This window comes from Arthrobacter sp. SE2, assembly GCF_058244265.1.
Genome location: NZ_JBZAYA010000001.1, coordinates 171,088 through 183,639, shown reverse-complemented (window position 1 = coordinate 183,639; position 12,552 = coordinate 171,088). Strand labels below are relative to the sequence as shown.

General features: G+C 65.0%; 12 protein-coding genes and 1 tRNA gene. 5 read left to right on the top strand and 8 right to left on the bottom strand.

The window, feature by feature from the left end; genetic code table 11:
• Positions 1–13: 13 nt before the first annotated feature.
• Together AC4CS3_RS00900 and AC4CS3_RS00895 are read right to left on the bottom strand one after the other, a co-directional pair.
• Positions 14–1,000, bottom strand: coding sequence for a helix-turn-helix transcriptional regulator (locus AC4CS3_RS00900; RefSeq protein WP_490781805.1), 987 nt, complete (start codon positions 998–1,000; stop codon positions 14–16).
• A 60-nt stretch (positions 1,001–1,060) separates the two neighbouring features.
• Positions 1,061–1,225: a hypothetical protein gene (locus AC4CS3_RS00895; RefSeq protein WP_490781804.1), complete on the bottom strand. Its 165-nt coding sequence runs from the start codon at positions 1,223–1,225 to the stop codon at positions 1,061–1,063.
• An 81-nt stretch (positions 1,226–1,306) separates the two neighbouring features.
• Here AC4CS3_RS00895 and AC4CS3_RS00890 point away from each other — a divergent pair, with 81 nt between their 5' ends.
• Positions 1,307–2,275 carry a GlxA family transcriptional regulator gene (locus tag AC4CS3_RS00890; RefSeq protein WP_490781803.1) on the top strand — a complete coding sequence of 323 codons (969 nt, stop codon included), beginning with the start codon at positions 1,307–1,309 and terminating at the stop codon, positions 2,273–2,275.
• Here the strand turns inward: AC4CS3_RS00890 and AC4CS3_RS00885 are convergent.
• From AC4CS3_RS00885 to AC4CS3_RS00860, 6 genes are all read right to left on the bottom strand, one after another.
• Positions 2,272–2,583, bottom strand: coding sequence for a protealysin inhibitor emfourin (locus tag AC4CS3_RS00885; protein WP_490781802.1), 312 nt, complete (start codon positions 2,581–2,583; stop codon positions 2,272–2,274). The two genes, AC4CS3_RS00890 and AC4CS3_RS00885, sit on opposite strands and share 4 nt — an antisense overlap.
• A gap of 33 nt (positions 2,584–2,616) precedes the next feature.
• Entirely contained in the window at positions 2,617–3,633 is a 1,017-nt protein-coding gene (locus tag AC4CS3_RS00880) for a M4 family metallopeptidase (protein WP_441411719.1), read from the bottom strand.
• Positions 3,634–3,809: 176 nt separating this feature from the next.
• A tRNA-Arg gene (locus tag AC4CS3_RS00875) sits at positions 3,810–3,882 on the bottom strand.
• 87 nt (positions 3,883–3,969) lie between these two features.
• Entirely contained in the window at positions 3,970–5,490 is a 1,521-nt protein-coding gene (locus tag AC4CS3_RS00870) for an FAD-dependent oxidoreductase (RefSeq protein ID WP_441411720.1), read from the bottom strand.
• Positions 5,487–6,359 carry an FAD:protein FMN transferase gene (locus AC4CS3_RS00865; RefSeq protein ID WP_490781801.1) on the bottom strand — a complete coding sequence of 291 codons (873 nt, stop codon included), beginning with the start codon at positions 6,357–6,359 and terminating at the stop codon, positions 5,487–5,489. The genes AC4CS3_RS00870 and AC4CS3_RS00865 overlap by 4 nt, the downstream gene beginning before the upstream one ends.
• 4 nt (positions 6,360–6,363) lie before the next feature.
• Positions 6,364–6,783, bottom strand: a complete 420-nt coding sequence (locus AC4CS3_RS00860) for an FMN-binding protein (RefSeq protein WP_236811752.1) — start codon at positions 6,781–6,783, stop codon at positions 6,364–6,366.
• Between the two features lie 219 nt (positions 6,784–7,002).
• Between AC4CS3_RS00860 and argS the strand changes: the two genes are divergently transcribed.
• Genes argS through thrC form a run of 4 tightly spaced genes read left to right on the top strand, consistent with a single transcriptional unit; the run spans position 7,003 to position 12,552 of the window.
• Positions 7,003–8,652, top strand: a complete 1,650-nt coding sequence (argS, locus tag AC4CS3_RS00855) for an arginine--tRNA ligase (RefSeq protein WP_490781800.1) — start codon at positions 7,003–7,005, stop codon at positions 8,650–8,652.
• A 5-nt stretch (positions 8,653–8,657) separates the two neighbouring features.
• Complete coding sequence (gene lysA, locus AC4CS3_RS00850; protein WP_490781799.1) at positions 8,658–10,136, top strand: diaminopimelate decarboxylase; 1,479 nt, start codon at positions 8,658–8,660, stop codon at positions 10,134–10,136.
• A complete protein-coding gene (locus AC4CS3_RS00845; RefSeq protein WP_490781798.1) occupies positions 10,129–11,445 on the top strand; it encodes a homoserine dehydrogenase in 1,317 nt (438 codons plus the stop codon). The genes lysA and AC4CS3_RS00845 overlap by 8 nt, the downstream gene beginning before the upstream one ends.
• Positions 11,446–12,552 (top strand): threonine synthase, encoded by a 1,107-nt coding sequence (gene thrC / locus AC4CS3_RS00840; RefSeq protein ID WP_490781797.1) that lies wholly within the window; start codon positions 11,446–11,448, stop codon positions 12,550–12,552.

Below are 12,552 nucleotides of genomic sequence, written 5' to 3'. Positions count from 1 at the left end.
GGCTGCTGACAGTCTACTGTGGCGGCACGTCGCCTTGCAGTGCGTGGTTCCCTGCGGCCTTTTCCAATCGCCCGGCCATGGTGCGGGCGTACTCCTTGAATTCCTCCGGAGAGATGATCTCAAAGTCCATGTCGAGCGCTGCGAGATGCGCCGCAGGCTGCGCCAGGCTGTCCCAGCCGGCACGGAGCAGGGTGGCGTTCCCGCCGTCGTCGCTCAAGCTCGCGAGCTGCGGGCCGACGACGGCGGCCACCTCGCCGATGGGGGCGTGGAGGCGCACGACGACGTCGTAGCGGTAAGGCGAGCGGGTCACGGAGCGCTGGACGTAGTCCGCTAGGTCCTTGGCCGGCAAGGGGCGCGGCACGTACTTTTTCCGTTCAGCCGGAAGTGAGGCGATACGGTCGGCGCGGAACGTGCGCCAGTCTTCCCGGTCCACGTCCCAAGCGACCAGGTACCAGCGGCGCCCGGTGTCCACCAGCCGGTATGGCTCCACCAGACGCCGGCCGGCGTCGCCGTCAGCCTTGACGTAGTCGAAACTGAGTTGTCGCTTGTCCGCGATCGCCGCAGAGACCACCGTGAGCTGCTGGGGGTCTACCGACGCCGCGTTGCTGGGCAACGTGGTGACCGCAGCCTTGAGCATCGCGAACTTCGGGCGGAGACGTGCAGGCAGCACCTGCTCGAGCTTGGCCAAGGCTCGAACGGATGCTTCTCCGATACCTGCCACGGGACCAGCCGCCACTGAGTTCAGCCCCAGGGCGACCGCGAGTGCTTCATTGTCGTCGAGCAGCAACGGCGGGAGCTGCGCCCCGGCGCCCAGTTGGTAGCCGCCGGCTATGCCTGGCGAGGCATGGATGGGGTAGCCAAGGTTCCGGAGCTTGTCGATATCGCGGCGGACCGTTCGCTCGGTGACACCCATCCGGGTGGCCAATGCCGGGCCGGTCCATTCGCGCCGGACCTGCAGCAAGGACAGCAATTGCAGCAGCCTGGCGGACGTCTGGATCATGGCATTGAATCTAGCCCACGATGCGGACAAAAGTCGTCCGTGTTCAGGGACAGACTGTGTTTAGAAGGCGCGCAGTGTCCAGCATGAGTTGTCAGGCAGGTCCCGCGCGGTCCAAGGCTCGGAACGGTCGGGAAGGTGGCCGCGGCCGTCCCGAAGGACCGCTGAGATGGAAGCGGCGGCAGTGATGATGAAGACGATGAAGAGCAAGACTCCGATGAATTCCATGACTCCATCGTGTTCCTGATGCACTTCAAGAAACAGTGGCAGAAACGACCCATTTAGGCAATTTTCTGCCACACTGGATCTATGTTGAAAACGGTGGCAATCATTGTTGTTCCCAACTTCTCGATCTTCGAATTCGGGACCGCCTGCGAGGTCTTCGGCATTGACCGCGCGGACCGGGGGAGTGGCGTTCCCGGTTTTGACTTCAGGGTCTGCACTCCCGTCCCCGGAGAAGTGAAGATGAAGTCCGGGCTGTCGATGCACGTCGGCCTGGGCCTGGAAGCCACGGCCGATGCCGACCTGGTCATCATGGCTCCATACGGACGGGATGAGGACGTGCCGGAGTCTGTATTGGCTGCGCTACGGGCGGCGCACGCGCGCGGGGCCTGGGTCATGTCAATTTGTTCCGGGGCGTACGCGCTTGCGCGTGCGGGACTCCTTGACGGGCGCCGCTGCACCACGCACTGGCACTATTCACAGGACCTCGCCAGCAGGTACCCGAAGATTCACGTGGACGAAAATGTGCTCTACGTCCAGGACGGAACGATCATCTCAAGTGCCGGCACGGCCGCCGGCATTGACGCCTGCCTGCATCTGGTCCGTGTGGAGTTGGGCGCCAATGTCGCTGCTGCCATTGCCCGCGACATGGTGGTTCCGCCACACCGCGACGGCGGGCAGGCACAGTTCATCGACCGGCCCATGCCCACGTGCGGCTCTGCGCCCATGGAGGCATTGCTGCGCTGGATGGTGGAGAACCTCGATCGGGACCACAGCGTCAACGAACTGGCGGCCCGGCTGCACATGTCCGCCCGGACCTTCGCCCGCCGGTTCCGGGCCGAAACGGGTGCCACGCCGGCGGCCTGGCTCAACTCGCAACGCGTGCTCCGGGCCCAGGAACTCCTGGAAACCACGGAGCTGAACATCGACGAGGTTGCGCGCGAAGCCGGGTTCGGGCATTCCGTGCTGCTGCGGCACCACTTCGCCAAGGTCCTGGCCACGAGCCCGCAGTCGTACCGCAGGGCTTTCCGTGGCCAGTTGGCGGAGGTTGGCTAGCGGCGGAGGGTCTCGTGTCCCTCTACCTTGGCGTTCTCCACGAGGGTGTGCCATGGCCCGGTGACATCGGTTTCCGGAAGCGTGGCCCGGTGTTGTCCGGCGCGGATCGAGTACATGAACCGGTCGGCTTTCCCGGCCGCTCTCCCGGCTGCCTGCGCGGCCGCTAGTGCGCGCGATGGCACCTGGTCCCAAGGGCAGGCCTCCACGATCGGCATCCAGCGTCTCTTGTCTTCGGAAGTGGCGGCATCCACGGTCCAGACGCGTGTGATCGCGGCGACGCCACCGCTGCGCTGGACAGTGATTTTCATGTTCTGCGGCTTCCACTGCTCCGGAGGGTGCTGCTAGAGCTTTACCTTCACAGTTTCCCACGCCTTATGGACTGCGTCATGCTCGTTTGAACCGGCGCCGAAGAGCTCCTCCGCCGACGCCGCTGTGGCCTTTGCGAAGCGTCCGAACGTGCACGTGGCAGGCAGTGAGCCGCTGCTCAGCGTGTTGTACCAGATCTGTCCCGGCGCCTCCCAGGCATTGCCGCCCAGCTCCAGGGCAACAAGGGAGAACGCCCGGTTGGGGATGCCTGAGTTGATGTGCACACCGCCGTTGTCCGCGGTGGTCCGGACGTACTTGTCCATGGAGTCCGGTTGCGGATCCTTGCCGAGCACGTCGTCGTCATACGCAGTCCCTGGTGCTTTCATGGAACGAAGCGCGGTGCCTTGGACGGCGTCGGTGAACAAGCCCTCGCCGATCAGCCAGCTGGCCTCGGCAGCAGATTGCTTTTTGGCATACTGCTCCACAAGCGCCCCGAAAACATCCGACATGGACTCGTTGAGGGCCCCGGCCTGGTTCCGGTAGGCGAGGGCCGCCGTGTACTGGGTGACGCCGTGGGCGAGCTCGTGCCCTATCACGCTGAGCGACGTCGTGAACCTTTGGAAGATCTCGCCATCGCCGTCACCGAAGACCATTTGGCTGCCGTTCCAGAAGGCGTTGTCGTACAGCTCGCCGTAGTGGACAGTGGCATCGAGTTTCAGCCCGGCGCCGTCGATCGAATTCCGGCTGAACGCCTCGGCAAAAAGCGCGTGGGTTTCGCCCAGTCCGTCGTAGGCTTCATCGGCGGCAGCGTCGCCCGTCGCCGGACCTTTCTCCTTGCGGACAAGCGTCCCCGGCAAAGCCTCGGTGGAGCCGGCGTCGTAGATGGTCCGCTTGGGCGGGCCGGGCTTCGCCTGGCGCGCCGTGGGCACAGGGACCGGCACCGGAAGCGCCCGGACCGCCTGGAGGTTCTTGATGTGCAGCAGGGATTCCTTGGCCGCGCGGGCAATCACCCGCAGGCGGGGCTCGTGCTGGGCCGCCAGCCTTCGCAGCATGTAGGGAGGAATGATGGAACAAATCACGGCGAACCCTTTCGTACCTGTTGGACGGGTACGAACAGCTTAGGAGCGGCCACCGACTTTTTGGCAGGCCCGGTGCGGCATGTCCCCGGCAACGCGGACAGGCAAAGAAAAACCCCGCCGGTTCCTTGAACTGGCGGGGTTTTCTGTTGTGCCCTCGATAGGATTCGAACCTACGGCCTTCTGCTCCGGAGGCAGACGCTCTATCCCCTGAGCTACGAGGGCATCCGGGGCTCCCGTCCGTTGCCGGAGGGACGTCCACGAGCTTAGCAGGTCACCGCGCCGCAATGGAAAACGGGCGGGGGCGAGCCGTCAGTAGCCCGCGAAAGCGTCCACATGGATTCGTCGGGCTCCGGCATGGCGGGCGGCGGAGCGAAGGGTGTCCACGTTTGCCGGGGACCCGGAGACGTACACTTCCCGCTCGGCGACATCGGGGATCAGCTCCCGCAGGGAGTCGCCGTCGATGCGGCTCCGCCCGGCGTCGTGCATGAACGACGGCGGGGAACCGTCCGAAAGGCGGGCGATGACCCGTGCGCCGGAGGCCGCCAGGACATCGCTCCCGGCTAGTTCGGCGGCACTGGGGGCGAGATACAACACGACGATGTCCCTTCGCGCGGAGTCGCCGGACGCCAGCTGGGAAAGAAAAGGGGCAATCCCGATTCCCGCCGCGATGAGCAGCACGGGTTTGCCGGCGTCGGGCGGTAGGACAAAGTCGCCGCCCACCGCGGTTCCTTGGACGCACTGTCCAGGCTCAAGCGCGAGCAACGCGCGCTTGGCGGCCGAGACAGGTTCCGCCGTGCCGACGCCGAATGTCATTTCGGGCGAGTCTGGCGCGCTGGTGATGCTGAAGACCCGTCGCCGTCCTTTCCCGTCCGAGCGAGCGTGCGGAAGGTTGAGTTCCATGAACTGCCCCGGCAGGAAACGGACGGGCCGTCGTGGCTCAAAACGGAATTCGGTGGTGAAGGGCGTCATCGGACGCGAACCCTTGTACGTCAGCATGATGCCGCCGCGCTGTCCCACGAGAAAGGCGAGGAGGTTCCCGATGAGCAGTGCGAGCTCGGGCGAATTGGCGACGACGCCCGCCAGGTTGTAGGGCACCGCAAACAACAAGGCCACGACGGCGGCCAGTGCCACTTGTTGCCATCGGCGGGGAGGCAGGGTGAGGGGCTCGGTGAGCATGAAGCCGACGAAAAACAGCAACGGCTGCTGCGCGATCGGTTGCCACACAGCGGAGCCGAAGCTCATTCCGCCCCGGAGGAGCACGGCGCAGACCACCGACAGCGCCACCACCAGGAAAGCGCAGGCCATGAGCACCTTCAGCGTCCGGTAGAGCACCAGCGCCACGCCGGGGACCAGGAGCCACAGCATGGCCGGGGTTGCTGCCCACCACGTGGCGATGTTCAAACCCGTCAGCCCTGCGATGAAGGCGCCCGCCGCGGCGGGATTGAAAATATGCCGTCCGCGGAAGGCCAGGACGTATTTGGATGCCGAGGCGATGACACATGCCACGGCGACACCGGCGAGATCCGGGATCTGGACCGAGGGAATCAGCTCGGTGGGCCAGAACAGGAAGTACAACAGAAGGCCTGTGATGAGCGAGGACTCCGAATGCGGCTGCACCTTGAAGAGCATGGCCACGAGCCTGTTCGATGCGTACGTCAGACCCAGGCACAGCACGAGGTGGACCAGCATCTCAGGCAGCCCGAAGCTTAGCCACCCCAAGGCGTTCAACACCAGGCTGTACACCGCGAGTACGGCAAGGACCCAGAGGATCAGCCGGTACATCGTGAAACGGCCGAGCCAGGCATCCACTCGCGCTTTGATGGCAATCATGAGAACAGTGTCCCTTCGAAGCCGGCCGAATAGGCGGCGTGTCCGTCCGAATAAACCTTGAGCCAGGAGAATTCGAATTCTCCCTCAAGCACCTTCGGATCCACCATGAAAAGCGCCGTGGCCAGGGCATCGGCTTCCATTGCGGTGGCAGCCATGGTCCACGTGGCCACCACGGTCTCTATCGGGCGACCAGTCGCGCCGTCGAGGACATGGTGCAGCCCGTCGCCCCACGCGCGGCGGTTGGCGGCGGAGGCGCACAGCGCGCCGTCGTGGAGTTCGACGACGCCGATCGCCTGGGTGGGGTCGTACGGGTGCTCGAGGGCCACGCCCAACGTTTCCGCCCCGGAATGGAGCATGTCGCCGCTGGCATCGACAAGGAACTCCGTGATTCCCGCTGAGCGCAGGACCTCTGCCGCAAGGTCCACCAGCTGGCCCTTCCCGGCAGCACCGATGTCCAGGACCACGGGTGCGGAAGCGGAGATCGCCGTACCCTTCCATGCGAGGACGTCTTCCCACCGCGGTGCCGCCACCGGGTGGCCGAGAGGCCGCAAGGCATAGTCCGCCCCGTAGCCCAGGCGCTCGAGGCTGCCGCCGATGAGCGGCGTCATGGCGCCGTTGCTGAGGCGATACAGCTTTTTGAAAAGTTGTTCCAGCTCGCCTGCCCCGGCCGGGAGGGTCACGGTGCCGGGTCCACGGGCGAGCGCTGCAACCAGGGAGTCGTCCCGGAAACGCGAATAGCCTCGGTCGTAGTCCTCCACGACGCCGAGCAGGCTGACACGCACCCTGTCCGGGAGTTCCTCCGGCGTCGAGATTTCCCATCTGGTCCCGATACCGTCGAAGCTGAAAACGCTCCAGCCCGTGTGGGTCATGCGCCTACTTGGCCTCGGACTTGATGGTTTCCACGGCCTTGTTGAATCCTTCGCTGGTCAGCGATGAGCCGGCAACCTTTGAGACGTTGATCTCGTCCAGTTTCTTTCCGACCACCTGCGCGGCGATGCCGTTCTTGAACTGCCCCTGGAATTCCTTGGTGTTCGGGTTGTTGGCATGGACGGTGATGTCCACCGCGGAAATAGTGCTGCCGGCCAAGGTCAGCTTGACGCCCACGGTTTCACCGCCATTGGGTGAAATGTAGTCACCGTCCGCGCTGTAGGTACCGTCCTTGTACGGGCCGGAGATCGTGGAGGTCTTTTGCGGGGTGCTGCCTTGGGCCGAGGGGGCGCAAGCTGCCACCGAACTGGCCAGGGAGAGGCCGGCGGCGCCCACCAGAAGGCCCTTGCGGAGTGGCGTAGTCATGGTTTTGCTCGTTTCAACTGGACTCGAAAAGGGTCAATGCACATTGCTCCGGGCCGTGGGCCGATCACACCATTGACGTTGATTTCAGCCTAACGGTTCAGTCTGGGAGCTCTACTGGCCGAAGCTGAGCGTCGGCTGGGTGCGCGCTGGTGCCCGCGTGTGCGCATTGCTAAGCATAAGAATTCCACCACTTGCAAGCCCCACCGGTAGGCTAGACAGGTGACTCCCGAAGAACTCTCAGCCGCCATATCCGCCTGCCTGAAAGACGCTGTCGCCGCCGGCGAGCTTGCGCTTTCAGAATCTGCCCTCCCCGAGGATGTGCGCGTGGAGCGACCGAAGAACCGGGAGCACGGCGACTGGGCCACGAACATTGCCTTGCAGCTTGCCAAGCACGCCGGGACCAACCCGCGTGAATTCGCGACGATCCTGGGCAAGCGCCTGGAAGCGATTGACGGCGTCACCGCCGTGGACATCGCGGGCCCGGGCTTCCTCAACATCACCGTGGATGCAGCCGCCGCCGGCGCGCTGGCCAAGGTCATCGTCGAGGCGGGAAGCTCCTACGGAACCAACCAGGCGCTCGAAGGCCATGTGGTCAACATGGAATTCGTCTCGGCCAACCCCACGGGACCGCTGCACATCGGCCACACGCGCTGGGCCGCCCTGGGCGATTCCATTGCCCGCGTCCTCCGCGCCTCCGGTGCGGAGGTCACCGCGGAGTACTACATCAACGACGCCGGCTCGCAGATGAACGTTTTCGCGAACTCCGTACTGTCCCGCCTGCACGGACGCGGCGTTCCTGACGGCGGCTACCCGGGTGAGTACATCCGGGAACTCGGCGACGAGGTCCTCAAGGCCCATCCGGCAATCCGCGAACTGACCGACGAGGCAGCACTGCCCGTGATCCGTTCCGCCGCCTACAAGGCCCAGATGAAGGACATCAAGGACACCCTGGCCGAGTTCGGCGTGGCTTTCGATGTCTTCTTCTCCGAGCAGGAACTGCACGACGGCGGTGCGATCGAATCCGCCGTTGCCCGCCTCCGGGAGCAGGGCCACGTGTTCGACGACGGCGGGGCAGTCTGGCTGCGCACCACGGACTTCGGCGATGACAAGGACCGCGTGATGATCCGTGCGAACGGCGAACCCACGTATTTCGCCGCCGACGCAGCCTACTACCTGTCGAAGAAGGACCGCGGCTTCACGGAGAAGATCTACCTGCTCGGGGCCGACCACCACGGCTACATCAACCGGCTCAAGGCGATTGCCGCCTGTGCGGGCGATGACCCCGAGGTCAACATCGAGGTCCTGATCGGACAGCTGGTCTCCGTCAACGGTGCCAAGCTGTCCAAGCGTGCCGGCAACATCATCGAGCTCAAGGACCTTATCGAATGGCTCGGGAAGGACGCCGTGCGCTACTCGCTCGCACGTTTCCCCGCCGATTCGCCGCTGACACTGGATCCGGAACTGTTGAAGAAGAACAGCAACGAAAACCCTGTGTTCTACGTGCAGTACGCGCACGCCCGCTCCCGCGGCACAGCACGCAACGCGATCGAGGCCGGCGTCGACCACAGCGCGTTCGACGCGTCCCTGCTGGACCACGCCACCGAGAACGAGCTGCTGTCCTACCTCGGCAGCTACCCGTCCATCGTGGCCAAGGCCGCGGAGCTGCGCGAACCGCACCGTGTGGCCCGCCACCTCGAGGTCATTGCCGGCGCCTACCACCGCTGGTACGACGCCTGCCGCGTTTCGCCGCTCGGCGACGAACCCGTCCAGGACGTCAACCGCACACGGCTTTGGCTCAACGACGCCACGAGCCAGGTGCTGGCCAACGGACTTGAACTCCTCGGCGTTTCAGCTCCGGAACGGATGTGATCGGCATGCAGCAAACCCCCAGCAACGCCGCAGGCTCGCCCCTTGCCCCCGAATGGCTTGCCGTCCCGGACGACGTCAACGCGCTTCACACACCGATGTGGGCCGAAGGAGTCCGGAGGAACGACGACGGCGAACTCGCCATTGACGGGGTTCCTGTCAGTGACCTCAAGGCGGAATTCGGCACCCCGTTGTTCGTCATGAGCGAGGGCGATTTCCGTGCCCGCGCCCGCTCCTTCAAAGATGCCTTTGACGCAGCTTTCGAGGACATCTGCGGGGGAGTGGACGTCTACTACGCCGGTAAGTCCTTCTTGTGCACTGCGGTGGCCAGCTGGGTGGCCGAGGAAGGCCTGCGCCTGGACACGTGCTCAGGCGGCGAACTCGCCGTCGCGGCCCGCGCCGGCATCGACGGCGCCAACTTGGGGCTGCACGGCAACAACAAATCCGACGCCGAGATCAACCGGGCGCTGGACATGAAGCTCGGACGCATCGTGGTGGACAGCCTCGATGAGCTTGAGCGGGTTGCCAAAATTGCGTCCGGCCGCGGCGAGACGGCGAAGGTCTTGCTGCGGCTGACTCCCGGCGTCCACGCCCACACCCACGAATTCATCGCCACAGCCCACGAGGACCAAAAATTCGGTCTCTCCATGGCCGGGGACACGACCGAGTCAGCCGGCCTCTCGGCCGCCGAAGAAGCCGTTGCTGCGGCCACCTCGTACTCCAACGTGGAACTCCTGGGCCTGCATTGCCACATCGGTTCCCAGATCTTCGAGCCCGACGGATTCGCCCTGGCAGCCGAGAAGCTGTTGGGATTCCTCGCCGCGATGCAGGCGAAGTACTCCATCGTCTTGCCGGAACTGGACCTGGGCGGCGGCTACGGCATCGCCTACACGCCCGTGGACACGCCCCGCCCCCCGGCCGAAATCGCGCAGGCGATGGCCGCCGTCGTACGCTCCAAGTGCGCTGAGCTTGGCATCAGCTCGCCGCGCATTTCGATCGAACCGGGCCGCGCAATCGTGGGCACCAGCACCTTCACCTTGTACGAGGTCGGGACGCTGAAAACCGTCCGCGTGGATGCGCCTGACGGGACAGAAGGGCAGGAAAACGTTACGTTCCCGCGCCGCTATGTGTCGGTGGACGGCGGCATGAGCGACAACGCCCGTCCGGTGCTGTACGACGCGGATTATTCGGCCATTCTCGCCTCGCGGACCTCGGACGCCGCTCCGCAACTGTCCCGAGTAGTGGGCAAACATTGCGAGAGCGGCGACATAGTTGTTAGAGATGTATATCTGCCCGAAGACGTGGCAGCCGGTGATCTGCTCGCTGTACCGGGAACCGGCGCTTACTGCTGGGCCCTCTCAAGCAACTACAACTATCTGGCCAGGCCTGGCGTTGTCGCTGTGCGCAATGGATCCGCCCGGCTGATCGTCCGCGGGGAAACCGAAGAAGATCTCTTGAACCGCGACATGGGAGTGGCGAATGTCTGAAGTGCGAACCCTGAAGGTGGCCCTGCTGGGCTGTGGCAACGTGGGAGCCCAGGTAGCGCGGATTCTCCTTGACGACGCCGACGCCCTTGCGGCCCGCACCGGCGCACGCTTGCAGCTGTCCGGCATCGCCGTGCGAAACATTGATTCAGAGCGCGACGTCGAACTGCCGCGCGATTTGTTCACCACCGACGCCGACACCTTGGTCAAGGACGCCGACCTGGTGATCGAGCTCATGGGCGGCATCGAACCGGCCCGTTCGCTCATCCTGACCGCCATGCAGAACGGCGCTTGCGTCGTGACCGGCAACAAGGCGCTCCTGGCACAGGACGGCCCCACGCTCTACGAAGAGGCCGACAAGGCCGGCGTGCAGCTCTCCTATGAGGCCGCCGTCGCCGGAGCCATTCCGATCCTGCGCCCCATCCGCGACAGCCTCTCAGGGGATCGCATCACCCGGGTCCTGGGCATTGTGAACGGCACCACCAACTTCATCCTCGACCAGATGGACAGCACCGGCGCGCAGTTCGCCGACGCGCTGGCCGAGGCCCAGAGGCTCGGTTACGCGGAAGCCGACCCGACTGCCGACGTCGAAGGCCACGACGCGGCCGCCAAGGCCGCCATTCTCGCGTCGTTGTCCTTCCACACGCGCTTCGCCCTCGAAGACGTCTACTGCGAAGGCATCACGAAGGTCAGCGCGGCGGATATCGCTGCAGCGAAGGAAGCAGGCTTCGTCATCAAGCTGCTCGCCATCGCCGAGAAGATCACCAACGCAAACGGCGACGGCGGCATTTCAGTCCGCGTCCACCCGACCCTCCTGCCCCGCGAACACCCGCTTGCGGCCGTTCGCGGTGCGTTCAACGCAGTCTTCATCGAAGCCGAGAATGCCGGGCAGCTCATGTTCTACGGCCAGGGCGCCGGCGGAACCCCGACGGCGTCGGCCGTCCTGGGCGACCTCGTCTCGGCGGCACGCCGGGTGGTGCTTGGTGGTCCCGGTCGTACCGAGACCACCACCGGCTACGTGCCCGCTCTGTCGATCGATGCTTCGACCACGAGCTACTACATCGGCCTCGACGTTGCGGACCAGGCCGGCGTGCTGGCCCGGATCACCCACATCTTCGCGGAGCACGGCGTATCGATTGAAATCATGCGCCAGACGATCCACCGCGACGCCGCCTCGAAGGTTGAGTCGGCCGAACTGAAGATCGTCACCCACCGCGCATCCGAAGCCGCACTCGCGGCAACCGTCGAGGCCGTCAAGGGCCTGGACGTCATCAATTCTGTAACATCCGTCCTGCGGGTAGAAGGGGTCTAAGTGGCTCACCAATGGCGCGGAGTAATCCGCGAGTACGCTGATCGTTTGCCTGTAACGGAAGCCACGAAGGTCATTACCCTCGGCGAGGGCGGAACTCCGCTCGTCCACGCGCAGAAGCTCTCCGAACTTACCGGGTCCACGGTGTACCTGAAGGTAGAGGGCATGAACCCCACCGGATCCTTCAAAGACCGCGGCATGACGATGGCCATGACGGCGGCCGTCGCAGCAGGCGCCAAAGCCGTTGTCTGCGCCTCCACGGGAAACACCTCGGCCTCCGCCGCAGCCTACGCCACGGCCGCCGGGCTGAAGTGCGCCGTTTTGGTCCCAGAAGGCAAGATCTCCATGGGCAAACTCAGCCAGGCGATCGCGCACGGCGCCACGCTCCTGCAGGTGGACGGCAACTTCGACAACTGCCTGGACATCGCCCGCAAGCTCGGCGAGTCCTACCCGGTGTTCCTCGTGAACTCCGTCAACCCGGCGCGCATCCAGGGCCAGAAGACCGGCGCCTTCGAAATCGTCGACGCCCTCGGAGACGCGCCGGACATCCACGTCCTGCCGGTCGGCAACGCGGGCAACATCAGCGCGTACTGGAAGGGTTACAAGGAGTACTCCGCGCCCTTCGAGTCTGCAACCGCCGGCACCCTTCCCGCCGTCTCCACCAAGACGCCGGCCATGTGGGGATTCCAAGCAGCAGGCGCGGCACCGTTCGTGGCAGGCCACCCCATCACCGAACCGGACACGATCGCCACGGCTATCCGTATCGGCAACCCGGCATCCTGGGACACGGCCATCGCGGCACGCGATGAATCCGGCGGCTTCATCGACGCAGTAACCGACGAGGAAATCCTCGATGCCCACCGCTGGCTCTCCGCCAAGGAAGGCGTCTTCGTGGAACCCGGTTCCGCGGCAGGCGTTGCCGGCCTCATCAAGAAGCACGCGGCGGGCGAGGTTCCCACCGGAAAGACGATTGTCATCACCGTCACCGGACACGGACTCAAAGACCCGCAGTGGGCCCTCCGCACCGAAGACGGCAGCGAGGTCCAGCCGGTCAAGGTGCCGAACGACGTCGTGACCGTAGCATCCGAACTGGGACTGGAAGAAAACTAA

Coding starts and splice junctions, on each gene's coding strand:
- AC4CS3_RS00900 (WP_490781805.1), bottom strand. CDS start 1,000: ATGATCCAGACGTCCGCCAGGCTGCTGCAATTGCTGTCCTTGCTGCAG.
- AC4CS3_RS00895 (WP_490781804.1), bottom strand. CDS start 1,225: ATGGAATTCATCGGAGTCTTGCTCTTCATCGTCTTCATCATCACTGCC.
- AC4CS3_RS00890 (WP_490781803.1), top strand. CDS start 1,307: ATGTTGAAAACGGTGGCAATCATTGTTGTTCCCAACTTCTCGATCTTC.
- AC4CS3_RS00885 (WP_490781802.1), bottom strand. CDS start 2,583: ATGAAAATCACTGTCCAGCGCAGCGGTGGCGTCGCCGCGATCACACGC.
- AC4CS3_RS00880 (WP_441411719.1), bottom strand. CDS start 3,633: ATGCTGCGAAGGCTGGCGGCCCAGCACGAGCCCCGCCTGCGGGTGATT.
- AC4CS3_RS00870 (WP_441411720.1), bottom strand. CDS start 5,490: ATGATTGCCATCAAAGCGCGAGTGGATGCCTGGCTCGGCCGTTTCACG.
- AC4CS3_RS00865 (WP_490781801.1), bottom strand. CDS start 6,359: ATGACCCACACGGGCTGGAGCGTTTTCAGCTTCGACGGTATCGGGACC.
- AC4CS3_RS00860 (WP_236811752.1), bottom strand. CDS start 6,783: ATGACTACGCCACTCCGCAAGGGCCTTCTGGTGGGCGCCGCCGGCCTC.
- lysA (WP_490781799.1), top strand. CDS start 8,658: ATGCAGCAAACCCCCAGCAACGCCGCAGGCTCGCCCCTTGCCCCCGAA.
- AC4CS3_RS00845 (WP_490781798.1), top strand. CDS start 10,129: ATGTCTGAAGTGCGAACCCTGAAGGTGGCCCTGCTGGGCTGTGGCAAC.